Source organism: Enterobacter sp. V89_11, assembly GCF_029967775.1.
GTDB classification, from domain to species: Bacteria; Pseudomonadota; Gammaproteobacteria; order Enterobacterales; family Enterobacteriaceae; genus Enterobacter; species Enterobacter ludwigii.
On sequence record NZ_JASCAN010000008.1, the window covers coordinates 92,614 to 116,131 of the forward strand.

A 23,518-nucleotide genomic window follows, 5' to 3' on the forward strand; every position below is an offset into this window, starting at 1 on the left:
AGAAGGGTCTCACCATGACATCCACCCGTTACCCACAACGTGTTCGTAATGATCTCCGTTTTCGCAAGCTGGACGTGCTTCGCGATGAGCGTGTCAGCGCAGGTTTCCAGCGCATTGTTTTAGGCGGCGAAGCGCTGGAGGGCTTTAGCTCTCGCGGTTTCGACGACCATACAAAAGTGTTTTTCCCGGCCCCGGGGGCGACCTTTGTACCACCGGTTGTTACCGATGAAGGTATCGACTGGGGCGACGGTGTGCGTCCGCAGGCGCGAGACTATACACCTCTGTACGATGCCGAACGGCATGAGCTGGTGCTCGATTTCTTCATACACGATGGCGGCGTTGCCAGTCACTGGGCGACAGAGGCAAAAGTGGGTGACACGCTCACGATTGGCGGCCCGCGCGGCTCACTGGTTGTGCCGGAAGATTATGCCTGGCAACTGTACGTGTGCGATGAATCCGGCATGCCCGCGCTGCGCCGTCGCCTGGAAAGCATCGCAACACTGCCGGTTCGCCCGGACATTCATGCGGTGGTGACGGTCGGTGATGCGTCGTATCAGGACTATCTGGCCCATCTGAGCGCGTTCAACATCACCTGGGTTGTCGGCCACAGCGAACAGACGGTGGCCGAGCATCTGGCGGCGTTGACGGTGCCTGCGGAAGATTATTTTATCTGGCTGACCGGGGAAGGGAAGGTGGTGAAAAACCTGAGCCGTCAGTTTGAAACCGACGCAATCGACCAGCAACTGGTGCGTGCCAGTGCATACTGGCACGCTAAATAATCAGGCTGCGGACTCCAGCTGCGCTTCGCTCACCTGATGTTCGAGCGAAGCGCGAACGTCGTGCAGCGCTTTCTCCTGCTGGGCAAAGTAGGTTTCCATATTGCTCAGCGACGAGACCAGCAGCCAGGACTCCTCTTTCTCCAGCTCCGCCAGCTCGTTCACTAACGTGTCAATCTGCTCGCGAACCTGCGCCATTTTTTTGCGGATACGTTCCAGATCGTTCAGCCTGTCGCTGGCCATCAGCGGCTCAAAGCCCTGCTGCAGACGTGCCACCAGCGAACGAATGGCTTTAACGTCACCACGCTGTTTGGCCTGGTTGAGTTGCACCATCATCGCGTTGGCTTCTTCTTTCAGATCGTCAGCGACCAGGTCCGGATGGCAGAGCTTGCTCGCCTGACGCCAGAGACGCTTCAGTTCGTTCTGATCTTCCTCGGAGAGGTTCTTGCCTTTACGCAGACGCATTTCGGCATCGTGATGCTGCTCGCGATATTTCTCGTACTCTTCATTGGCCTCGTCGCGCGCCTGACGTGCAGGCTCTTCTTCGCGCGTTAAGCCACTCTCCAGCTCCAGCGCTTCGGCCAGCAGGTTAGCAATCAGATTGCTTTGCTGCTGCAGTTGCTTACGCGCCTCGGCGGCCTGTACGGAATCCGCAGGCAGATCGCGCCAGCGCTGGGTCAGCATCGCCAGCACCTCCACCGCCTGCGCCATATAGCGCTGGCAGCGACGGTAGTCTTCCTCACGTCGACGCGCCTCCGCCTGCTGACGTCGCAGGTTCAGCTCCGCCAGCGTTTTACGCAGGGCGAGGATCTGCTGCATCAGAGGTCCGAGGCGTGAGAAATAGAGATCGTTGAATTCATCGAGCTGTTGCACGCGGGCATTGCGACGGTCAATCAAATCCCTGAGGCGCTCTTCCAGCGCTTTCAGCTCCATCTTGCTGGCCGCCACCTGCGGGTCACGCCATTGCGTCATGGCGCGCTGGCCCTGTAGCCAGGCAGCGATCGCCGCCATGGCAACGGTATAGTTTTTCTGCTCAAGCGCCGCGACGATTGCCTGTAGCTCATCGTCAAACGCTTCATTTTTCAGCCGTGTCAGCTGGCTCTGGATGATGTCGTTGTCTTCCAGTTCAATCGCATTTTTTATGATTTCTAGCCGTTTGATCGGTGTGCTCATGATGCCTTTCGCTTTGGCGCTTAAGTATTTGAGTTAAGGTTAATTGTTGTAAACGCTACAGGAAATAATACACACGGATGATGATCGGCGCGATGGGGGATTTCTTTAGTTTTTAGGGTTTGTGAAGAAGAGTGGCACGAACAGGAAGCCGAAAGGCTGGCGGGGGAGCGTTGGCCCCGGTTCTTGTTCTGCCATTCCTGAAGGAATACCTAAGGCTGAATGCCCTGCATAGCGAAATCGAATGATGCTATACGAACCATACGTACCATACGACCCGCCATCAGTTCACCTCGCTGTAGATGCCCACCACACGGCCCAGTGTTTTTATCTCATCGATACCGCATTCAAAGGGGACTTTGCCGCCCGCGACGTGGAGTTTTTTCCCCGGCAGCAGGGTTAAATCACGAAGACTGATAGTGCCTTCAATCTCAACCAGCCATAGCCCGTCGGTTAATGACGCCCCTTTTTCAACAAAGTGGAGCTTTGCTTCAGACCGGACTGCAATACCGCGAGTGAGCGGTTTGCTAAAGAGATGTGAATCGATACTCAAAGTGGAATTTTCTTCCAGCTGACCATCACTGAGAGTGAATGTCACAACAGCAACGGGATCGCCAGGCGCAGGGTTACCTTCAAACTGGGCACCCTGTCCGGTCATCAACCAGCGCAGGCTGGCCCCTGTGTCCAGTGCACACTGTACCGCGAAGTCGTAGGAGATGGTGCCGCGCGCGTAGCGGTTCTGAAGGGAACTGGCGGCAATATTGAAGTGCCGGGCCAGCTGGATTTTTTGGGTAAAACCATATACCTGACAGATTCTATCGAGTAACTCTTCATTATTCACTTGAGAATCTAAAATCAAAATATATTCCTTTGGGTATTTACTAATACTCAATTGGGTATTAGTATCAATGCGAATTCGGGCAATCAGCGGCAGACGTTGGCAAACAGAGGCTAATGATTGCAGACATTATCAAAATGGGAATCATGCAACATGGCTTCTGAAATCGCAATCATCAAAGTGCCAGCCCTGTCGTTAGGCTGGCGCAGTTCGCTGCGCTGGAAAGCGGCGTAACGCGTAGGCCAATCCCGTTTTCAACCCGTTACGGGTGAGTAATTCACACAGTGTGAATCAACGCGAGGGACGTTATGGCAATAGAAGCGACACGTGCAACGGTCCCACTCAAGGTGGGGGCACGTCTTTCCGGGCTTAATCACGTGGCCGAACTGCGTGCCAGGTACTGGGGCGATAACGAGAAAGCGCTGGCGCGGTTTTTGGCCGAGATGCGTGATAAGCGCGATCCCAGTTTTGAGGAGAATAACAGGGCGCTGGCGGCCATCTTTTTCCTGGCTAAATTACCCGCCGCCCGTCACGAATGCGGTATCAACGAGCTGACGACTGAGGAGAAAAGAGCGCTTATCGGAGCCATGAATCATTTCCGTGCAGTCGTGAGTTTATTTCCTGAACGGCTGACCATGCCGCTTTAATCCACCCCAAAACGTAATGGCGTAAACCCGCCGGGCATTTTATTGCCTGAATTAAGGAGAATGAGTGATGCGAAATAGCGAAAACCGCACTTTTCTGAACGGGCGCGAGGAACTCCAGCGCCTGCTGGTGCAGGCGAAGATGGAGGAGCGCAGGGCGCGCGCACTCGCCGTCTCCCTGCGTCTGGAGGCATTAGCCAGTCACATCTATAAGACCGGAATGTGTGGCGAAGACGCAGCGGAACTGCTGTGTCACGAGGCTGCCCGTTACGAACGCGAATCCCAGGAGCTGCACTGATGGCCGATTTTATCGATCTGGCGCAGGAGCGTGAGCTTGAAGATCGCGAACGTCATATTAATAGCGCCCGCCAGCGATGCGCATCGCCCTCGCGTTTTACCTGCGAGGAGTGCGACATCCCCATCCCCGAGGCGCGGCGAAAGGCGTTACCTGGAGTGGCCTTATGCGTCACCTGCCAGGAGATAACGGAGCTGAAAAACAAACATTTCCGGGGAGGATAAGTTGGTGATGTCATTTGCTTATCCGTGGAATGAACCCCGATCGGCTATTGCCAGCCCCTACCTGACTCACCCCCAATTACAGCGTCGCGACCGTCTGTTCGCGGCGCTGCTGCAAGCCAGAAAAGCGCTCGCTCTGCAGCCTGACTGCGTGCGTTTTGACGTCTGGCGCACGGTTGATGCTCTTGAACTCCATCAGGGCAGCCTGCGAGCCAATGCCTTTTTGATTCGGTTCTGCAACAGGGTATTACCGCGTCTGCAGCAGGTCTCGGCACGGTATGCCTGTTCAGGTGTTGACCGTAACGTCTCCACCGCCGTTTTTGGTGGACACTTCGACACGCCGCTTTCGCAATATCTTGCATCGCGGATGGTTACGCTGATTGCCCGCTTCAACCGTCTCCCGGATATGTCCCGCGCCGATATTGATTTGCTGGCCGCTGACATCGCTGGCTTTATTCGTTCCGAGCTGGCGAATATCAATGACGCTGGCCTCGGCGAATTTCAAACCCTTCATGTCTGGTATCAGCGCGCTGGATTAATCACCCGCCAGTTCAATGTACTGCCTCCTCACTGGGAGCGCGTGTCGAAGATACTCTTTAACAAAGAGGACATTGCGCCAGCGGTGATCCGCATGTTTTCCGAAGACTGGTGGCGTGGACGACTGCGTCGCATGGCGGCCGCCTGGCGTGAGCATGTGCAGATTGCACTTGGAAACGTCAGCAAAAAGAAGTCTGCCTATGCGAGTAAACGCTGCATCACTGACTGGCGTGAACAGAAGCGGCGCACGCGTGAATTTCTTAAAGGTCTGGAACTGGAGGATGAAGAGGGCAACCGTATAAGCCTGATTGCCAGGCACGATGGCTCGGTGGCCAATCCCGCGATACGTCGCTGCGAACTGATGACCCGCATCCGCGGGTTTGAAAATATCTGCCATGAGCTTGGCTACGTGGGCGAGTTCTATACCTTAACCGCGCCGTCGAAATATCACGCCACCCTGAACACCGGCTATCGTAACGGCAAATGGAACGGGGCGAGCCCTGCGGATACACAAAGCTACCTGACAAAACTGTGGGCGCGGATCCGGGCAAAACTCCACCGGCAGGCGATTCGTCTGTTTGGCATCCGCGTTGCTGAACCCCACCATGACGGTACGCCTCACTGGCACATGCTGATGTTCATGCTGCCCGAAAACGTTGAGCGCGTTCGCCGCATTATGGAGGAATACACACAGGAGGAAGACGCTTTTGAACTGCAAAGCGATAACGTCAGAAAAGCTCGCTTTCACGCTGAAGCTATAGACCCGCAAAAGGGCAGCGCCACCGGTTATATCGCTAAATACATCTCCAAGAATATCGACGGCTATGCCCTTGATGGCGAGACTGATAACGAAAGCGGCGAGTTGCTTAAAGTGACTGCATCTGCTGTTTCGGCCTGGGCGGCGCGCTGGCATATCCGTCAGTTTCAGTTCATCGGCGGTGCACCGGTGACCGTCTACCGTGAGCTGCGCCGTTTGACTGATACGCAGGCCGCACACGGTCTGAGCGTAGAATTTGCGGCAGCGCATGACGCCGCGGACGCCGGAGACTGGGCAGGATACGTCAATGCACAGGGAGGACCGTTTGTCCGTCGGGATGCGTTGCAGGTGCGCACGCTGTATGAGCCCCGTGCCGAATACAATCAGTACGGCGAAGAACGTGTTTGTATTCGCGGCGTCTACGACGCCGCACTCGGCCCGGGCTCGCCGATTTTGACCCGGCTCACGCAGTGGAAAATTGTGCCGAAGCGTGCCGTTGATTTGGACGTTGACCTTAACGGCACCGCTGCGCGTTCTTGGAGTTCTGTCAATAACTGTACGGTGAGCGACGTCTCTCAACCCCTCAGCCGGCGTGCGAGACGCGCGTTAGCCGCACGCATAACCCTCCCCAGACCGGTTGCAAAGACTCCCTTTGTCTATGACAAGGATCCGCAGAACGGAGTGGCAGAGAGAGTGATTGATGAGATACGGCTCGCCACCGGAATAACGATCAGCCGGGGGGAAGCCCTGCATCTTATGGCGGGGGGCATTAGCCGTTTTAACGACAAATGGTGCCGGGGATCTGCAGACGGATCGCTATTTCCTGCGGCACCGTCTTATCAGCAAAAGGCCCGGAAAATCCTTGAACGTATGAGGTATTTAACGCATCTGATAAGCAAAGGGATTCGCTAATCTTCATCGATATCATGTACATACCTCGCATGGTTCTGATTTTTTGCTTCACTCTTTTTATGAATACATGCTACTGTATGTTTATACAGTATCTCGTGGTGGAGGTTGTGTGGACAGAGAGTTGAACGAGCAAGTCATGATTGAACGCGTCGAGATGATTGCGCGGCTGACGACAGAAGGAACGTGTCAGGAAAGAGATCGTGAAATTGCCCTGAATTTGATCGCTGAGATTGCGAGAGGAAATTTAATCAGGAACAACGCGTTTACCGTGGTTTTCTCAGCATCACCCGTTCCGGACAGAATCAAAAAAGAGGCCAGCGTACGGGTGAACATTACCCTGGATAAGGATCAGCTTATTGGTCAGTCCGTCGTGGAGGCGTTTCAGGACGAATTAACCCGCAGGATAAGATCCGTGTTTCCGTCAACGCTGGTTACCGTCAAAAAAGGATCCATGACCGGCGTGGAGTTGCAGGGGATTGAAAGAGAGGCCGATCGCGAAGCGCTGGACAATATCCTCCGGGAAGTCTGGGAAGACGAGAGCTGGCGCTAGGCCCTCTGCCATCTCACGGGCAGTCTGTTGTGTCCGCGATTGTCCATCCTGCAGCAATAGCAAAAAGGGCGCCAGCGCTGGAAACTCAACGGTACCTGGAAATCCGGATGTTGGGAGCGTCTGATGAAAATCTATGCAATGCAGGGGGACACGCTTGATGCCATCTGTGCCCGTTATTATGGGCGCACGGCAGGGGTGGTTGAAACCGTTCTGAACGCCAATTCTGGCCTCGCGGAGTTGGGGGTCATCTTACCTCATGGCACGCCGATAGACATGCCAGAGGTTGATAGCGCACCGACTAAAGAATCAGTGAACCTATGGGACTGAGTCTTGAGAAAATCACCACGTTTATCGCCTACTGGCTGGCCGTAGCGCTGGCCTGGTTCGGGGCGATGTCTCCTGAAAAAGTCGCGCTATACGTGGGAAGCCTCTGCGCCATTTTTACCGCGCTGACGAATTACTGGTTTAAGCGGAAAACCTATCGCTATCTGACCTCTCTTGGACTCGATAAGAAGAGTATTCGTGAACTCAATCATTAAGCGTTGCAGTGCCGCGGGCGTACTGGCCCTGGCGGTGCTGATGCCTGACTTCCGGTTACTGAACATCTCACCGGAGGGGTTGGCGCTCATTGCTGATCTCGAAGGGTGTCGCCTGTCGCCTTATCGTTGCAGTGCGGGCGTATGGACATCAGGCATTGGCCATACGTCAGGCGTCGTGCCGGGACGGGAAATTACAGAGCGTGAGGCGGCAGCGAACCTTGTTGCCGACGTGATGAACGTTGAAAGACGGCTGGCGGTATGCGCACCGGTGGAGATGCCACCCCGTGTCTATGATGCGCTGGTGAGTTTTGCCTTTAACGTTGGAACAGGGGCTGCCTGCCGTTCCACGCTGGTGTCATTCATAAAGCGTAAACAGTGGCCGCAGGCGTGCAATCAGCTTACCCGCTGGGTGTACGTCAATGGGGTCAAAAATGCCGGACTGGAAAACCGTCGAGCTCGTGAGAAGGCCTGGTGCCTGAAGGGGATGCCATGAAACCTCTCCTGCTGGTACTGGCCGTTCTGCTGGCCATCACGCTGTGGTTTCGTCATGACAACGTGAACCTGTCCCGCTCTCTTGCTAAAGCCAACCAGATCGCCCGCGATCAAAAAAACACAATCAACACGCTGCTTCAGCAGTTATCCGAAGCACAGCGGATTGCCAGGTCGAACGAAGATGCGCAGGTCAGGCTCCGCGAGGATCTTGCTGCCGTCGGCGAGGAGATGGCACGACGCGAAGCGGCTATCGGGAAATGGGTAAATGAAAATGAAGAGTTACGCCGCTGGTATAACGCTCAGCTGCCTGATGCTGTGCGCAGGTTGCACACCCGCGCCGCCTGCGCCTCCGCAGCACATTGTTTACAACGCCTGCCCGAAGGTGAGCGCCTGTCCGATGCCGGGAAGTGAGCCCATCACCAACGGCGATCTCAGTGCTGATATTCGTCGGCTTGAGCATGCCCTTATCGCCTGCGCGCTGCAGGTCGAAACCATAAAAGACTGTCAGGATAAACTCGATGCACAAACTCAACAGCCTGCGTCAGGCATTAATTGACGCCGTTCCTCAACTGAACGATCACCCTGATCATCTGCAGATGTCGGTGGGGAGCGGAAATATTGACGCCCGCCTCGCGTCCTCGCTCTCCTTTGAAAAAAAGTATGAACTGAAAGCGAATATCAGTAGCTTCGCCGGCGACAGCGAGGGGGTCTTCGTCCCGGTACTGGCCTGGCTGCGTGATAACCAGCCAGATATTTTTACCCTCGATGACGGGCGAAAAAACGGGTTTCTCTTTGGCGTCACCATCAACGACGATGGTACGGCGAATATCAGCTTTAGCCTGCAGCTCACCGAGCGCATTCTTGTTTCGCAGGAGCAGGGAACGTTGCATGCCACCTATTCCCCGGAGCCGCCGTTACCAGAGCCCGTCACACGTCCGCTGGAGCTGTACATCAACGGTGAACTGGTCAGCCAGTGGAAAGCGTAAGTTCACCACGCTGATGGCTGTCCAGCCATCAGCGTGAACGATTGTTGTTTCATCCCGCATAAAACCCCGTCTCGTTGCTGCCGATCCCCCTGAAGGGCATTCTCTTCTCATGAATACACTCACTTCCATGCACGGTATCGCTCGCGCGATCCGTAACCTGATTCGTATCGGTGTTGTCACCGATGTTGACCTCAACAGAGGGCTCTGCCGCGTCCAGTCCGGAGGGATGAAAACCACCTGGCTGAACTGGCTGACCTGTCGCGCCGGCCGTTCGCGCGTGTGGTGGGCACCGTCCGAGGGAGAACAAGTGCTGCTGCTGGCCATCGGCGGTGAGCTTGATACCGCCTTCGTGCTGCCAGGTATCTTTTCCGATGACCACCCGGCGCCGTCAGGTTCCCCTGACGCACTCCACGTCTCGTTCCCTGATGGGGCAGTTATCGAGTACGAGCCCGGGAGCGGAGCACTCATGGCCGCAGGCATTAAAACGGCTGACATCACAGCCTCTGAATCACTCACCGCCACCGTACCGGTGGTCCTGGTGAAGTCTGAGACGCGCATCACCCTGGATACACCTGAGGTGGTGTGTACCAACAAGCTAATTACCGCCTCTCTTGAAGTGCAGAAGGGCGGGGTAATGGCCGGCAATATTGAGCATTCCGGCGGTAAATTCACCTCCAATGGGGTGCAGGTGGACAACCATGCTCACGGCAGTGTGCAAAGCGGCGGAAGCTGGACTAAGGGGACGCAATGACGGTGCGCTACAGGGGAATGAACAGTCAGACCGGGCTCAGCATTTCAGAGGCTGAACATATCAGACAAAGCGTGCGGGACATTCTGGTCACGCCGATTGGCTCGCGGGTGATGCGCCGCGAGTACGGTTCACTGCTGGCGGCAATGATCGACAGGCCGCAGAGTCCGGCGCTGCGCCTGCAAATCATGGCCGCATGTTACTCCGCTATCCAGAAATGGGAGCCGCGGATCAGCCTGACGGCCATCACTTTCGAACGTTCGGAGAATGACGGGACGCTGTATGTCGATCTCACCGGCACCCGCCAGACCTCCGGACATTCCTTTTCTATCACTATTTCATTGAGTTAAACGCTATGGCTATTGTTGATCTGAGCCAGCTCGCCGCGCCGGATGTCGTGGAGGAGGTGGATTACGAAACGCTGCTGGCAGAACGAAAGGCCACTTTTGTCTCGCTCTATCCCGAAGAAGAGCAGGAGGCAATTGCACGAACGCTGACGCTTGAGTCAGAGCCGATTGTGAAACTGCTGCAGGAGAATGCGTATCGGGAAGTTATCTGGCGCCAGCGCGTTAACGAGGCAGCGCGTGCGGTCATGCTGGCCTACGCCACCGGTAGCGATCTCGACCAGCTTGGTGCTAACGCTAACCTTGCGCGTCTGGTGATAACGCCTGCCGACGACATGACGTTTCCGCCCACGCCGGCAGTGATGGAGTCTGACACCGACTTTCGTTTGCGCATCCAGCAAGCCCCGGAAGGGCTGAGCGTGGCGGGATCGACGGGGGCTTATCAGTTCCATGGTCGCAGCGCGGATGGCCGGGTAGCGGACATCTCTGTCATCAGTCCTCAGCCTGCGAACGTTACCGTCTCCGTGCTGTCCCGGGAGAATAACGGCGTGGCGTCTGAAGAGCTGCTGGCCATTGTTCGCAACGCGCTGAACGATGAGGACGTCAGGCCCGTTGCCGATCGTGTGACCGTCCAGTCCGCCAGCATTGTCGACTACCGCATTGCGGCTTCTCTTTTTCTCTTCCCAGGTCCCGAAAGCGAGCCAGTGCTCAACGCGGCAAGGGCCCGGCTGCAGGCCTATATAACGGCACAGCACCGGCTCGGGCGGGATATTCGTAAGTCCGCCATTTACGCTGCACTGCATGTTGAGGGTGTACAACGCGTCGAACTGACCGCGCCTGCGGCCGATATTGTGCTTGATGAAACCCAGGCCTCATGGTGCAGCCAGTACAGCGTAACCGTTGGGGGAAACGATGAGTAATGCCCGATTGTTACCGGTGGGGTCGTCGCCGCTTGAGGTCGCGGCGGCGCGCGCCTGTGCCGACATTGAGAATACCCCCGTCCCGCTTCGTCACCTCTGGAATGCCGACAGCTGTCCGGCAAATCTGTTGCCCTGGCTGGCGTGGGCGTTTTCGGTTGATCGCTGGGATGAAAACTGGCCGGAGGCCACCAAGCGCGATGTTATCCGCAATGCATGGTTTATCCATGCACACAAAGGAACGATCGGCGCAGTACGCCGCGTGGTGGAGCCACTTGGCTATCTGATCAACGTGACGGAGTGGTGGCAAACCAACGACCCGGCAGGCACGTTTCGCCTGGACATTGGCGTGCTGGAAACCGGCATCACCGAAGAAATGTATTACGAAATGGAGCGGCTTATTGCTGATGCAAAGCCTGCCAGCCGACATCTTATCGGCCTCAATATCATTCAGGACGTTCCGGGCTATCTCTATACCGGTGCCCTGAGCTATGACGGCGACATCATCACGGTTTACCCCGGATAAGTGAGATCACAATGACAGTGAAGTATAAAACGGTTATCACCAAAGCCGGCGCCGAAAAACTGGCTGCCGCAACCGTCCCGAACGGGAAGAAAGTGAATTTTACGGCGATGGCGGTGGGTGATGGCGGCGGGCAACTCCCGACGCCAAATGCCAGCCAGACGAAACTCATCAATGAGGTCTGGCGTCATGCGCTGAACAAAATCAGCCAGGACAAAAAGAATAAAAATTATGTCGTGGCGGAGCTGCTGATCCCTCCGGAGATCGGCGGGTTCTGGATGCGTGAAATGGGGCTCTATGATGATACCGGGACGCTGATTGCTGTCGGCAATATGGCTGAAAGTTACAAACCTGCACTCGCTGAAGGATCGGGACGTGCGCAGACTGTGCGTATGGTCATCATGGTGAGTGATATCGCTTCGGTTGAGTTGACGATTGACACCTCAACGGTGATGGCGACGCAGGATTACGTCGACGACAAACTTACCGAGCACGAGCAGTCCCGACGCCATCCTGATGCTTCTCTGACGGCAAAAGGTTTTACTCAGCTCAGTAGTGCGATCGACAGTGTCTCTGAAGTCGTTGCCGCGACGCCAAAAGCGGTGAAGGTCGCGTATGACCTGGCTAAAGGGAAATATACAGCTCAGGATGCCAGCACGGCACAAAAGGGTATCGTCCAGCTCAGTAGTGCGATCGACAGCGTGTCTGAGGTGCTGGCCGCAACGCCTAAAGCGGTAAAGGCCGCCTATGACCTGGCCAAAGGAAAATATACGGCTCAGGATGCCAGCACGGCACAAAAAGGTATCGTCCAGCTCAGCAGCGCCATTGACAATGTATCTGAGACACTGGCCGCGACACCGAAAGCGGTGAAGGCTGCGTATGACAATGCTAATGGACGCGTGCCGTCAGGGCGTAAAGTAAATGGGCGGGCATTGACTAGCGATATCAATATTACGGCACAGGATATTTTTAACGGTCAGGCAGTGGGGATTGGCAATGCTGAAGATTTGAATGCCTACACCATGCCGGGACTATATTATCAGCCAGCGAATGCACAGGCCCAAACGGGTAAGAATTACCCAGAGTCGAATGCCGGTTCACTTGAGGTTTATAAACACGCGGGTATTACGCAGGTTTATCGGATATACAACAACTCTCGCGCTTACATCCGCACGCTCTACAGTGGAACGTGGTCAGCCTGGACTAAACAGTATGATGCTGTAAATAAACCAACCGCTGGTGAAGTTGATGCTGTTTCAGCATCACAAGGCGGAGCATTTCAGAGAACTGTAAATTTTAATGGCGGTCTGAACGTGCGAAGTGCTACCGGGATTTTTTCTGGGGGCGATGCAGCAAGTTTTTCTGATAACAATATGCTATTGAAATCGTGGTATGGGATTGGATTTTATTGCACCTTAACCTCAGCAGGTGGTCCAGAAGCGGGTATTACAGGGTACATCAATACCCGCAACGGTCGCCTTGAGATGAAGGAGCGAATCATTCCAGGCGATTATGCCAACTTCGATGAACGATATCTCAAGTTAGCTGGGGGGAGGCTTAGCGGGAATCTGGAGATTAATAATAACGCGCCCATCATTACTTTTTCTGAATCCGATACTGGGAAAAAGTATTTTATAGTTGCTGATGGGAGTGGGTTTCGTATTAATGAAGATTCAACTGGCGGTAATTTTGTTATTTCTTATGCCGGGGCAAGCAAGCAACTAAGAACAATTGGTCAATTTGTGCCTGGTGATTATGCCAATTTTGACGCCCGCTATTACACGAAAGCGCAGTCAGATGCCGGTTATATGCCTAAAACCAGTGCGTATACAAAAACCGAAAGTGATGGACGTTTTCAGGCGAAAGGCAGCTACACACCTGCTGGCCAGGCTTATACCAAAGCTGAATCGGATGCTCGTTATGGAACGGGAAGAACCACGACGGGTAACAATAGCGCTTATTACACCCATGGCAATGGCACTGTTTTTATGCAGGCAGTTAGAAGTATTGCAGTCGGCAATAACACTGCTGTGACTGTCACCCTGCCAACGTCATTCCCTAATGGTATTTTAGGTACTGGCGTCAGTTATTTTGGAAGCGGTGGTAATAATTCCGATTCATTTTATCTTTGCACACCTGTTGGGAAAAATCAGGTCAAAATAGAAACGCATAACTGTAACGGTACATTTTCATTAATTGTGGCAGGCTATTGAGATGAAAAAATATTTTAGTAACTCAGATAGCAGCTTTTATCTTGAAGACACTATTCAGGTTTACGAAGCTCAAGGTATTGCTGTTCCTCCAGATTTGAAGGAGATCTCAGAACAGGAATACGAATCTTTCATGGTATCACCTGACAGGATGACTCCTCATTACAATGTTAATAAAAGTTGCATGGAATGGGTTGAAATTGCCCCGCCATCACATGAAAAGTATATTTATAATGCCCAGTCAATGAAGTCGAGGTTATTGTCTCTGGCGACACAAGCTATCTCACCTCTTCAGGATGCCGTTGATTTATCTATGGCGACTGAAGCGGAAATTCTCTCTTTACAGCAGTGGAAGAAATACCGGGTATTGCTTAATCGTATTGATACCAACAACGCACCAGATATTATCTGGCCTGACGCTCCGTCTAACAATTAACACAAAGCCCGCGTATGTCGCGGGCTTCATTTTTTCTTTCTTCTAAACACTAACCCATCATTACACTCTATCCTTCCCCGACAGCAACCGGCATTGTCATATCTACATTTTTCGCGAGATAAGATAAAAAACTTTCATGATTGCTTTGAGTAAGCATTTCGCCTTTTTTTAAACGCTACCGTCAATATTTTTTTCTGGCAAACCTACGTCCTGCCATTATGCGTTGTGCTGTAACTTCACCAACGGCATTTCATTTCTAATATTTCGAACTCACCACAAAATGATGACTCCACTACACCACGGAGTTAAACGGATGGGCGACTATCATCACGGCGTGGAAGTCATCGAAATCAACGATGGCACCCGCACCATTTCCACCGTCTCGACGGCAATCATCGGCATGGTCTGTACGGCCAGCGATGCGGACGACAAGACATTTCCTTTAAACGAGCCTGTGCTCATTACCAACGTGCAAACCGCGATTGCGAAAGCCGGGAAAATGGGGACGTTGTCCGCTTCCCTGCAGGCGATTGCCGATCAGTGTAAACCGGTTGTTGTTGTCGTGCGTGTCGCTGAAGGCACCGCTGATACCGCTGAGGAAGCACAGAAAGAGACTATCTCTAATATCATCGGTACAACCGATGAAAACGGTAAATATACCGGTCTGAAAGCGCTCCTTACCGCGAAAACGGTCACTGGCGTTAAGCCACGTATTCTCGGTGTTCCGGGGCTGGATTCGCAGGAAGTGGCGACCGCGCTGGCCGCCATGTGCCAGAGCCTGCGCGCGTTTGGCTATGTCAGTGCATGGGGTTGTAAAACCATTTCAGCCGCTATCGATTACCGCAAAAACTTCAGTCAGCGCGAGTTGATGGTGATTCACCCTGATTTTCTGGCGTGGGATACCACCACCAACACGACGACCCACGCCTGGGCCACTGCACGTGCTCTCGGCCTGCGCGCCAAAATCGACCAGACGATTGGCTGGCACAAAACCCTGTCCAACATCGGCGTTAACGGTGTCACAGGTGTAAGCGCCTCCGTGTCCTGGGATCTGCAGGAACAAGCGACCGATGCGAACCTGCTTAACCAGGCCGGCGTCACCACGCTTATTCGTAACGACGGCTTCAAATTCTGGGGCAACCGTACCTGTTCAGACGATCCGCTCTTCGTCTTTGAAAACTACACCCGTACCGCGCAGGTGTTGGCCGATACCATGGCCGAAGCACACGCATGGGCAATGGATAAACCCATTACGCCAACGCTCATCCGCGACATCGTTTCCGGTATCAATGCCAAATTCCGTGAGCTGAAAACCAACGGCTATATCGTTGATGGCACTTGCTGGTATGACCCGGAATCAAATGATGCATCGACCCTGAAAGCAGGGAAATTGTACATCGATTACGACTACACCCCTGTCCCGCCGCTGGAGAACCTGACCCTGCGCCAGCGCATCACCGATACCTATCTGGCAGACCTGTCCGATTCGGTTAACAGCTAAGGAGCTGAAGCATGGCGTTACCACGCAAACTTAAATATCTGAACATGTTCAACGATGGCCTGAGCTATATGGGCGTTGTTGAGTCTGTCACCTTACCGAAGCTCACCCGCAAACTGGAGAAGTATCGCGGCGGCGGTATGCCGGGATCGGTCTCTGTCGACCTCGGCCTGGACGATGATGCCCTGGCGCTTGAGTGGACCATTGGCGGTCTGCCGGACGTCGCGCTGTGGGCACAGTATGCCTCTCCGGGCGCGGACAGCGTGCCTCTGCGCTTTACCGGCTCCTTCCAGCGTGACGACACGGGCGAAATCTCCGCCGTCGAAATCGTCATGCGAGGCCGTCATAAAGAGTTTGATGGTGGTGAAAACAAGCAGGGCGAGAGCGGCACCACCAAGATGTCCACCGAGTGCGCTTACTACCAGCTGACCATCGATGGCAAAGAGATCATCGAAATTGACATCATCAACATGGTGCTGAAAGTCGACGGCGTCGATCGTCTGGCGGAACACCGTAAGGCGATTGGCCTGTAAACCTTTAACCGGCCGGGACTGCCGGCCGGTAAGTTAACTTTCTGAAGAGTAACGAAATGGAAAATATCAACGAGACCGTCATTAACGAAAGCGAAAACCCGAACACCATTACGCTCGACACTCCCGTTCTGCGCGGCGAGCAAAAAATCGAAAAGGTGACCGTCGCAAAACCCAACGCGGGGACCCTGCGTGGGGTATCGCTGGCGTCGCTGGCACAATCTGACGTCGATGCGCTGATTAAAGTGCTGCCGCGAATGACCTCTCCGGCCCTGACCGAGCATGAGATTGCGCGTCTGGATGCTTCCGATCTGCTCTCTTTTGCGGGCAAGGTGATCGGTTTTTTGTCACCGGCTTCGGCTCGCTAACATTTCCCGGAAACCTGTCGGTCGATGATCTGATGGCGGATATCGCGGTGATCTTTCACTGGCCGCCGTCAGAGCTGTACTCGCTGAGCATGACCGAACTCCTTATATGGCGCGAAAAGGCGCTGCAGCGAAGCGGAAACTACCATGAGTAATAATGTCAGACTTCAGGAGTTGCTTAAGGCAGTCGACCGGGCAAGCCGACCGCTTAACGCTATCCAGAACGCCAGTCTCTCTCTCGCGGCCAGTATCCGCGATTCTGAGGCGGCGTTGCGCGCGCTTGATGAACAGGCGGGCCGCATTAACGGCTTCAGAAAAGCCAACGAACAGCTCGCCGTGACGGGGCAGTCTCTTGCCCGGGCGAAACAGCAGACTGCGGAGCTGGCGCTCCAGCTCAAAAACACCCAGAACCCAACCCGTGACCAGGCGGATGCGCTGGCGGCAGCCCGCCAATCAGCCGCCGCGCTTAAGCTTGAGTACAACAATTTACGCCAGTCAGTGCAGCGCCAGCGCGGTGAGCTGGCGCTGGCAGGGATTAATACGCGCACGCTGTCGTCAGATGAGCGTCGTTTAAGACAGCGTATCAGCGAAAAAACGCTACAACTAAATCGACATAAAGAGGCGCTTGCCAGGGTCAATCAGCAACAGGAGCGGCTTAATACCGTTCAGAACCGCTACGAGTCTGGCAAACGTGTTGCCGCGGGTGTGCAGCAGTTTGCTAATGCGAGCGCAGGAATGGCAAAGGCGGGCTTTAATCAGACGTCCCGCTTTATTGCCCCAGGCATCCGTTTTGAAAAGCAGATGTCTGCCATACAGGCAAGCCTGGGTCTGCAGAAGGGGGATACCAGGCTGGAGGCCATTCGCCAGCAGGCACGGGATGTCAGCGTCAGTACAGGAACCTCTACAGATGTTGTTACCCGGGCGCAGGGCGAGCTGGCCCGGTCAGGCTATGACGCCGACGGGGTGGTGGCCGCCACTGTGCCGACGGTCAACCTCAGCCTCGCTGGGAATATTGATGCCGCCAAAGCGGTCGACATCATCCGCAGCACGCAGGCCTCGTTTAACCTGGCGAATACGGATGTTGAACGCGTTGCAGATGTCCTTACCCGCGGTTTCACTGCGTCAAATACCAGTCTCACCGAACTGAGTACCGCCGTTGCATCCGCAGCACCTGCCGCCGGAGAAGCCGGCGCCAGCCTTGAGGAGACCACCGCGCTGCTTGGTATTCTGATGGAAAAGGGGATGAAAGGGGCCGATGCCGGCGCAGAGGTTAGCGCTATGTTGAGCCGCCTGCAGACGCCGGATGGGCAGCGTTCTGCAGCGCTGAATGAACTGAAGGTGCAAACCCGGGATGGCGAGGGTAATCCACTGCCGACAGAGAATATCCTCAAGGCGATCTCTGCCTCATTCGAAAACAGCAAAATCGGTGCGGCTCAACAAACGGAATACCTGAAGACCATTTTCGGTGCGGATGCGATGCAAGGCGCAGGCGTACTGGTTTCAGCGGCTGGGAATGGAACACTGGATAACAAGCGCCAGACACTCCAGGGCGCGAGGGGGAGCACCGCGCTGACAGCCTCGGTTCAGGGCGATAACCTCGAGGGTGATATCAGCAAGTTCCAGGCTGCATTAAACGGCCTGAAGATTGATGTCTTTGATAAGGCCGAGGGTGCCCTGCGCACGCTGATCTCAACCGCGACCGGATGGCTTAGTACGCTCTCTCTCTGGGTCAACGCTAACCCTGCACTGACGCAAGCCCTGGTCAGCGTGGTTATGGGCGCACAAGCCTTTGCCGGTGTCCTGGGCACGCTAGGTATGGTGGTCTCCCCCATTGTGTCAGGCCTGAATCTGGTGATAACCGCTGCCGGGATGCTGGGCACGGTATTCAGCGTAGTGGGGGGGAGCATCATGACGGTGCTGGGCGCCCTGAGCTGGCCCGTTATTGCTCTCGGAGCGGCAATTGCCGCCGGCGCTTTACTGATTCTTAAATACTGGGAGCCCATTAGCGCCTTCTTTGGTGGGGTGATTGAGGGGCTTTCTGCGGCCTTCGCGCCGCTGGGCGAGCTGTTCTCTCCGCTGTTACAGGCCTTTGGTTTCATTTCAGAAAAACTGGGCGGGATCTGGCAGTGGTTCATCGATCTGATTGCGCCGATTAAGGCGACGCAGGAAATGCTCGACAGCTGCAAAAATGTCGGCGTGGCGTTCGGTCAGGCACTGGGTGATGCGCTAATGGCGCCGCTAAATCTTTTTAACAGCCTGCGCGGCAAGACCAGCTGGCTGCTGGAGAAACTCGGCGTCATAAAAAAAGAGTCGGGCAATATCGACTCGGCTGTACCGAAAGAAGGCACATCCTCTGCTGACGCCGGCAGTGCCTGGGACCCGGCGTCACCTGTTTACAGCGGCTTCATGGGATATCAGCCGATGGCAGCAGCGGGAGGGCGTTCTTACATCGATCAGAGTAAAAGTGAATACAACTTCACGCTGCAGGGGAGCGCAGTCTCCGGAACGGATCTGACTCGTCAAATCCGGGAGGCTATAGAGAGCAGTGAGCAGGTAAAAGCGAGACGGCAGCAATCCAGCTTTATGTATGGTTAAGGAGAGAGAAAATGTTAATGGTGCTGGGTCTGTTTGTCTTTGAACGACGAACCTTACCGTATCAGTCAATGGTATTTACAAAAGACTACCGCTGGGCATCCAACGAACGCATCGGGAAACCCAAAGCCTGGCAGTACCTTGGCGAAGGTGAGACATCCTTTAACCTTTCCGGATTACTTTATCCGGAGCTCACGGGAGGGCGGCTTTCTCTCAAGGCGGTTGAGCTGATGGCGAATGAAGGGCGGGCATGGCCGTTGATAGACGGTACCGGCATCATTCACGGCATGTTTATCATTGAGAAAGTCACGCATACGCATTCGGATTTTTACAGCGATGGCACTGCCCGGAAAATTGATTTTACCCTGGTACTGAAACGCGTGGACGAATCGCTGATGACGACGTTTGGCGACCTGAGAACGCAGGCCTCAGAGCTGGTGGAAAGCGCACGTAATAGCATTGGAGGGCTGGTGGGATGATCACCGAAATGAATATCCGAGCGGGTGGGAAAATCGCCCCTGATTTCATGCTTAAGCTTGACGAGCGCGATATCACGCAAAACTTCAGCCATCGTCTTATCAGTTTGACCATGACCGACAAACGTGGGCTGGAAGCCGATCAGCTGGATATTCTTCTGGATGATTCCGACGGGTTGTTAGACCTGCCTGCCCGGGGGGCAAGACTGTCCTTATGGCTGGGATGGGAGGGAACACCGCTCCAGCCGAAAGGGGACTTTACGATAGATGCGATTGAATTCCGGGGCTCCCCGGACACGCTGACCATCCGGGGATGCAGCGCAGATTTTCGTGGGAAGCTCAACGTGCGGCGCGAACAGTCGTGGCATGACACGACGATCGGCGCGATAGTCAACACCATTGCTCAGCGTAACCAGTTTACCGCCAGCGTCGGGGCGGGACTTGCATCCATCGCCATTTCTCATATCGATCAGTCACAGGAGACTGACGCGGCGTTTCTCTCCCGCCTGGCCGAACGTAATGGTGCATTTGTTTCAATCAAAGCCGGGAAGGTTATTTTTATGAAAGCGGGCCATGCCGTGACGGCCAGTGGCACACCGCTTCCCTTAATGATGATTGAACGTGGGGATGGCGATCGGCACCTTTTTTCCGTCGCTGACCGTGAAAATTATTCCGGCGTGACGGCCAAATGGCTGCAAACGCGTGACCCAAAACAACAAAATGCTCAATTGAGTATTAATCGTCAGCCCGGGGGGCAGCCGACAGAAGGACTACAGCATCCGGATGCCGCTGCACCGGTAGCGGGAGCAGGAGGCAAGGCAGAGAAGCCGCAAGAGAGGCTGGTGGGGTCGGCGGAAAACGTTTTTGAGCTCACCACGGTTTATGCCTCTGAAGAGCAGGCGCTCAGGGCTGCGGAGGCGAAGTGGCGCGCGCTTCAGCGGGGTACCGTGAATTTTTCTATCCAGCTGGCGCTGGGACGTGCCGATCTGTATCCCGAAACGCCGGTGCTGGTCAACGGCTTTAAACGGGTCATTGACGAGCAGGCGTGGATTATCAACGAGGTGGTTCATACTCTCAGCGATAGTGGATTTACCACGCAACTTAAGCTTGAGTTGAACGTCGCGGATGAAAAATTTTCTATCAAAATTGAGTGATATATTTGCTATTGTGTTCTTTTTGGGTATTATCTATTCACAAATTGTGAATTACGTGGAGGGGTACATGTTTCATTGTCCTAAGTGCAAGCATTCCGCGCATGCGCGTACCAGTCGCTATTTAAGTGAAAATACCAAAGAGCGCTATCACCAGTGCACCAATGTGGACTGCAGCTGTACGTTCGTGACGATGGAGTCCGTGGAGCGTCTGATTGCGACACCTGGCGCCGCTGAGCGTGTCCGAACGGCTTCGCAGACCCACGGTTAGCGACTTCGCCACCGGCTCAAAAAAATCAATAAAAAAGCCACTCAATCGAGTGGCTTAATTATTTGATTCTACAGCTAAATTTGGTGGCCCCTGCTGGACTTGAACCAGCGACCAAGCGATTATGAGTCGCCTGCTCTAACCACTGAGCTAAGGGGCCGTGGCGGTGAATTATAGAGGAACTCCCTTCAGCAATCCAGCCATTCACACCTGCCTGCTGTTTTTATAAACAATGCATAATCAATCCTTTATACTTCCATAAGGATGTATCAATGGGAGTAGAGATGATCAACGATATTCTGGCCCCGGGCTTGCGGGTGGTGTTTTGCGGGATTAACCCTGGGAAGTCCTCGGCGCACACCGGTTTTCACTTTGCCCATCCGGGGAATCGCTTCTGGAAGGTTATCTATCAGGCCGGGTTTACCGACAGGCTACTGAAGCCTGAAGAGGAGCAGCACCTGCTGGATACGCGCTGCGGGATTACCATGCTGGTCGAGCGGCCCACGGTACAGGCGAGTGAGGTGAACCTGCATGAACTGCGCAGCGGTGGGCGGGAGCTGATTAAGAAGATTGAAGATTATCAGCCGGCAGCGCTGGCAATCCTGGGCAAGCAGGCTTACGAACAGGCGTTCAGTCAGCGCGGTGCGCAGTGGGGCAAACAGGCCATCACCATTGGCGTCACGCAGGTGTGGGTGCTGCCGAACCCGAGCGGGCTTAACAGGGCAACGCTGGATAAGCTGGTGGAGGCGTATCGGGAACTGGATGAGGCCCTGGTTGTGCGTGGGCTGTAGGGCGGTGTTTCCTTGTCCCTGAGGGGGCGGAGAAAATGCAAAAAAAAAGCTCCCCAAAGGGAGCTTTTTCACTGACAGGATCGATTAATCGTCCAGGAAGCTACGCAGTACTTCAGAGCGGCTTGGATGGCGCAGTTTACGCAGCGCCTTCGCTTCGATCTGACGGATACGTTCGCGGGTAACGTCGAACTGTTTACCCACTTCTTCCAGCGTATGGTCGGTGTTCATATCGATACCGAAACGCATACGCAGCACTTTTGCTTCACGGGCGGTCAGGCCAGCCAGAACGTCGTGCGTTGCAGCACGCAGGCTCTCGGTCGTCGCAGAGTCCAGCGGCAGCTCGAGGGTGGTATCCTCGATGAAATCACCCAGATGCGAATCTTCATCATCACCGATTGGTGTTTCCATGGAGATTGGCTCTTTGGCGATCTTCAGCACTTTACGGATCTTGTCTTCCGGCATCAGCATGCGCTCAGCCAGCTCTTCCGGCGTTGGCTCGCGGCCCATCTCCTGCAGCATCTGGCGGGAGATACGGTTGAGCTTGTTGATGGTCTCAATCATATGCACCGGAATACGGATGGTGCGCGCCTGATCCGCGATAGAGCGGGTGATAGCCTGACGGATCCACCAGGTAGCATAGGTGGAGAACTTATAACCACGACGGTATTCAAACTTATCAACCGCTTTCATCAGACCGATGTTGCCTTCCTGAATCAGATCCAGGAACTGCAGGCCACGGTTGGTGTACTTCTTGGCGATAGAGATAACCAGACGCAGGTTCGCTTCAACCATCTCTTTTTTCGCACGGCGGGCTTTCGCTTCACCGATGGACATACGACGGTTGATGTCTTTAACCTGCTCAATGGTCAGGCCGGTCTCTTCTTCAATCTGATGCAGTTTCTGCAGGCCGCGGAACACGTCTTCTTTCACGTCGTGCAGTTTTTCAGACCACGGCTTGTTCATCGCGATAGCCGCGTTGAACCAGGTTTCGCTGGTTTCGTTGCCGGTGAAGAGGGTGATGAAGTTCTTCTTCGGCATTTTGCACTGCTCAACGCACAGTTTCATGATGATGCGTTCCTGGGTACGTACGCGATCCATCATCACGCGCATGCTGTTAACCAGGTAGTCGAACTGTTTAGGCACCAGACGGAACTGTTTGAAGACTTCAGACAGTTTCAGGATCTCTTCCTGTGCGGCTGCGTGGCTGCGACCTTTTGCTTTGATGGTGTCACGCGTGACTTCGTACTGGGTACGCAGCTCGGCAAACTTCTCGCGCGCCAGTTCCGGGTCGATGCTGTTGTCATCATCGGCGGTGTCGTCGTCGGCATCTTCCTCATCTTCGTCTTCGTCATCATCCATCTCTTCCTGAGACAGTTCAGATCCAACGTGAGTGGCGGTCGGTGCCATATCTTCTTCAGCGTTCGGGTCGACAAAACCGGTGATCAGGTCAGACAGGCGCGCTTCTTCCGCTTCAACACGATCGTACTGCTCCAGCAGATAGGTGATCGCTTCAGGGTATTCGGCAACAGAGCACTGAACCTGGTTGATCCCGTCTTCGATGCGTTTCGCGATGTCAATTTCGCCTTCGCGGGTCAACAGTTCAACGGTACCCATTTCGCGCATGTACATGCGGACCGGGTCAGTGGTACGCCCGATTTCAGATTCCACGCTGGACAGGACCTGTGCAGCAGCTTCTTCCGCATCTTCGTCAGTGTTGTTGGAGGTTTCAGCCAGCAACAGATCATCGGCATCAGGTGCTTCTTCCATCACCTGAATACCCATGTCATTGATCATTTGGATGATGTCTTCGATTTGATCTGAATCGACGATATCTTCCGGCAGATGGTCATTGACCTCGGCATAGGTCAGATAGCCTTGCTCCTTACCGCGTTGGACAAGAAGTTTCAGCTGTGACTGCGGGTTTTGCTCCATAAGACGGTATCCACACTTAA

At 54.5% G+C, this 23,518-nt stretch carries 30 protein-coding genes and 1 tRNA gene; 27 read left to right on the plus strand and 4 right to left on the minus strand.

Going from position 1 to position 23,518, the window contains the following annotated elements:
- Positions 1–14 precede the first annotated feature (14 nt).
- A complete protein-coding gene (locus QLG09_RS08400; RefSeq protein WP_282488825.1) occupies positions 15–779 on the plus strand; it encodes a siderophore-interacting protein in 765 nt (254 codons plus the stop codon).
- On the opposite strand, the gene QLG09_RS08405 is transcribed toward QLG09_RS08400, so the two are convergent.
- Both QLG09_RS08405 and QLG09_RS08410 read right to left on the minus strand, forming a co-directional pair.
- Positions 780–1,949, minus strand: coding sequence for a DNA repair protein (locus QLG09_RS08405; protein ID WP_282488826.1), 1,170 nt, complete (start codon positions 1,947–1,949; stop codon positions 780–782).
- A gap of 280 nt (positions 1,950–2,229) precedes the next feature.
- The gene (locus QLG09_RS08410) at positions 2,230–2,805 is read right to left on the minus strand and encodes a phage repressor protein CI (protein ID WP_025202968.1); all 576 of its coding nucleotides are present in this window, start codon (positions 2,803–2,805) and stop codon (positions 2,230–2,232) included.
- A gap of 287 nt (positions 2,806–3,092) precedes the next feature.
- Between QLG09_RS08410 and QLG09_RS08415 the strand changes: the two genes are divergently transcribed.
- The 25 genes from QLG09_RS08415 to QLG09_RS08535 all read left to right on the plus strand — a co-directional run bounded on the left by QLG09_RS08415 (position 3,093) and on the right by QLG09_RS08535 (position 20,778).
- Positions 3,093–3,431: a DUF5347 domain-containing protein gene (locus QLG09_RS08415; RefSeq protein ID WP_040018793.1), complete on the plus strand. Its 339-nt coding sequence runs from the start codon at positions 3,093–3,095 to the stop codon at positions 3,429–3,431.
- 67 nt (positions 3,432–3,498) lie between these two features.
- Complete coding sequence (locus QLG09_RS08420; RefSeq protein WP_020883596.1) at positions 3,499–3,726, plus strand: DUF2732 family protein; 228 nt, start codon at positions 3,499–3,501, stop codon at positions 3,724–3,726.
- Positions 3,726–3,947, plus strand: coding sequence for a TraR/DksA family transcriptional regulator (locus QLG09_RS08425; RefSeq protein ID WP_020883597.1), 222 nt, complete (start codon positions 3,726–3,728; stop codon positions 3,945–3,947). Before QLG09_RS08420 ends, QLG09_RS08425 begins: the two co-directional genes overlap by 1 nt.
- 7 nt (positions 3,948–3,954) lie before the next feature.
- Positions 3,955–6,150 carry a replication endonuclease gene (locus tag QLG09_RS08430; RefSeq protein WP_282488841.1) on the plus strand — a complete coding sequence of 732 codons (2,196 nt, stop codon included), beginning with the start codon at positions 3,955–3,957 and terminating at the stop codon, positions 6,148–6,150.
- 109 nt (positions 6,151–6,259) lie between these two features.
- Positions 6,260–6,700: a DinI-like family protein gene (locus tag QLG09_RS08435; RefSeq protein ID WP_053058888.1), complete on the plus strand. Its 441-nt coding sequence runs from the start codon at positions 6,260–6,262 to the stop codon at positions 6,698–6,700.
- A 123-nt stretch (positions 6,701–6,823) separates the two neighbouring features.
- Positions 6,824–7,027 (plus strand): tail protein X, encoded by a 204-nt coding sequence (locus tag QLG09_RS08440; RefSeq protein WP_020883600.1) that lies wholly within the window; start codon positions 6,824–6,826, stop codon positions 7,025–7,027.
- Positions 7,018–7,239 carry an HP1 family phage holin gene (locus QLG09_RS08445; RefSeq protein WP_014171693.1) on the plus strand — a complete coding sequence of 74 codons (222 nt, stop codon included), beginning with the start codon at positions 7,018–7,020 and terminating at the stop codon, positions 7,237–7,239. The genes QLG09_RS08440 and QLG09_RS08445 overlap by 10 nt, the downstream gene beginning before the upstream one ends.
- The gene (locus QLG09_RS08450; RefSeq protein WP_049023883.1) at positions 7,223–7,732 is read left to right on the plus strand and encodes a lysozyme; all 510 of its coding nucleotides are present in this window, start codon (positions 7,223–7,225) and stop codon (positions 7,730–7,732) included. Before QLG09_RS08445 ends, QLG09_RS08450 begins: the two co-directional genes overlap by 17 nt.
- Entirely contained in the window at positions 7,729–8,142 is a 414-nt protein-coding gene (gene lysB / locus QLG09_RS08455; RefSeq protein ID WP_032670153.1) for an Rz-like lysis system protein LysB, read from the plus strand. The genes QLG09_RS08450 and lysB overlap by 4 nt, the downstream gene beginning before the upstream one ends.
- Complete coding sequence (gene lysC / locus QLG09_RS08460) at positions 8,042–8,287, plus strand: Rz1-like lysis system protein LysC (RefSeq protein WP_072126476.1); 246 nt, start codon at positions 8,042–8,044, stop codon at positions 8,285–8,287. The genes lysB and lysC overlap by 101 nt, the downstream gene beginning before the upstream one ends.
- Positions 8,250–8,717, plus strand: a complete 468-nt coding sequence (locus QLG09_RS08465) for a phage tail protein (protein WP_282488827.1) — start codon at positions 8,250–8,252, stop codon at positions 8,715–8,717. The genes lysC and QLG09_RS08465 overlap by 38 nt, the downstream gene beginning before the upstream one ends.
- 109 nt (positions 8,718–8,826) lie before the next feature.
- The gene (locus QLG09_RS08470) at positions 8,827–9,468 is read left to right on the plus strand and encodes a phage baseplate assembly protein V (protein WP_032678996.1); all 642 of its coding nucleotides are present in this window, start codon (positions 8,827–8,829) and stop codon (positions 9,466–9,468) included.
- Positions 9,465–9,815, plus strand: coding sequence for a GPW/gp25 family protein (locus QLG09_RS08475; RefSeq protein WP_014171687.1), 351 nt, complete (start codon positions 9,465–9,467; stop codon positions 9,813–9,815). Before QLG09_RS08470 ends, QLG09_RS08475 begins: the two co-directional genes overlap by 4 nt.
- Positions 9,816–9,820: 5 nt before the next feature.
- On the plus strand, positions 9,821–10,729 hold the full coding sequence (locus tag QLG09_RS08480) for a baseplate assembly protein (RefSeq protein WP_040018802.1): 909 nt from the start codon (positions 9,821–9,823) through the stop codon (positions 10,727–10,729).
- Positions 10,722–11,252, plus strand: a complete 531-nt coding sequence (locus tag QLG09_RS08485; protein WP_025202975.1) for a phage tail protein I — start codon at positions 10,722–10,724, stop codon at positions 11,250–11,252. The genes QLG09_RS08480 and QLG09_RS08485 overlap by 8 nt, the downstream gene beginning before the upstream one ends.
- Positions 11,253–11,263: 11 nt before the next feature.
- A complete protein-coding gene (locus QLG09_RS08490) occupies positions 11,264–13,462 on the plus strand; it encodes a phage tail protein (protein ID WP_079231668.1) in 2,199 nt (732 codons plus the stop codon).
- 1 nt (position 13,463) lies between these two features.
- Entirely contained in the window at positions 13,464–13,895 is a 432-nt protein-coding gene (locus QLG09_RS08495) for a tail fiber assembly protein (RefSeq protein WP_282488828.1), read from the plus strand.
- A gap of 313 nt (positions 13,896–14,208) precedes the next feature.
- Entirely contained in the window at positions 14,209–15,396 is a 1,188-nt protein-coding gene (locus QLG09_RS08500) for a phage tail sheath protein (protein WP_025202978.1), read from the plus strand.
- Positions 15,397–15,407: 11 nt separating this feature from the next.
- Complete coding sequence (locus tag QLG09_RS08505) at positions 15,408–15,926, plus strand: phage major tail tube protein (RefSeq protein ID WP_014171681.1); 519 nt, start codon at positions 15,408–15,410, stop codon at positions 15,924–15,926.
- A 56-nt stretch (positions 15,927–15,982) separates the two neighbouring features.
- A complete protein-coding gene (locus QLG09_RS08510) occupies positions 15,983–16,291 on the plus strand; it encodes a phage tail assembly protein (protein ID WP_014171680.1) in 309 nt (102 codons plus the stop codon).
- Positions 16,292–16,323: 32 nt separating this feature from the next.
- On the plus strand, positions 16,324–16,443 hold the full coding sequence (locus QLG09_RS08515) for a GpE family phage tail protein (protein WP_014171679.1): 120 nt from the start codon (positions 16,324–16,326) through the stop codon (positions 16,441–16,443).
- Positions 16,436–18,883 carry a phage tail tape measure protein gene (locus tag QLG09_RS08520; protein ID WP_049023876.1) on the plus strand — a complete coding sequence of 816 codons (2,448 nt, stop codon included), beginning with the start codon at positions 16,436–16,438 and terminating at the stop codon, positions 18,881–18,883. The genes QLG09_RS08515 and QLG09_RS08520 overlap by 8 nt, the downstream gene beginning before the upstream one ends.
- A gap of 11 nt (positions 18,884–18,894) precedes the next feature.
- Entirely contained in the window at positions 18,895–19,359 is a 465-nt protein-coding gene (locus tag QLG09_RS08525; protein WP_014171677.1) for a phage tail protein, read from the plus strand.
- On the plus strand, positions 19,356–20,510 hold the full coding sequence (locus QLG09_RS08530) for a phage late control D family protein (RefSeq protein ID WP_049023875.1): 1,155 nt from the start codon (positions 19,356–19,358) through the stop codon (positions 20,508–20,510). Before QLG09_RS08525 ends, QLG09_RS08530 begins: the two co-directional genes overlap by 4 nt.
- A 67-nt stretch (positions 20,511–20,577) precedes the next feature.
- On the plus strand, positions 20,578–20,778 hold the full coding sequence (locus tag QLG09_RS08535; protein WP_025202983.1) for an ogr/Delta-like zinc finger family protein: 201 nt from the start codon (positions 20,578–20,580) through the stop codon (positions 20,776–20,778).
- 81 nt (positions 20,779–20,859) lie between these two features.
- On the opposite strand, the gene QLG09_RS08540 is transcribed toward QLG09_RS08535, so the two are convergent.
- A tRNA-Ile gene (locus tag QLG09_RS08540) sits at positions 20,860–20,935 on the minus strand.
- A 124-nt stretch (positions 20,936–21,059) separates the two neighbouring features.
- On the opposite strand from QLG09_RS08540, the gene mug reads away from it, so the two are divergent.
- Complete coding sequence (gene mug, locus QLG09_RS08545) at positions 21,060–21,566, plus strand: G/U mismatch-specific DNA glycosylase (protein WP_025202984.1); 507 nt, start codon at positions 21,060–21,062, stop codon at positions 21,564–21,566.
- 84 nt (positions 21,567–21,650) lie between these two features.
- Here the strand turns inward: mug and rpoD are convergent, their stop codons facing one another.
- On the minus strand, positions 21,651–23,498 hold the full coding sequence (gene rpoD, locus QLG09_RS08550; RefSeq protein ID WP_020883616.1) for an RNA polymerase sigma factor RpoD: 1,848 nt from the start codon (positions 23,496–23,498) through the stop codon (positions 21,651–21,653).
- Positions 23,499–23,518: the final 20 nt, after the last annotated feature.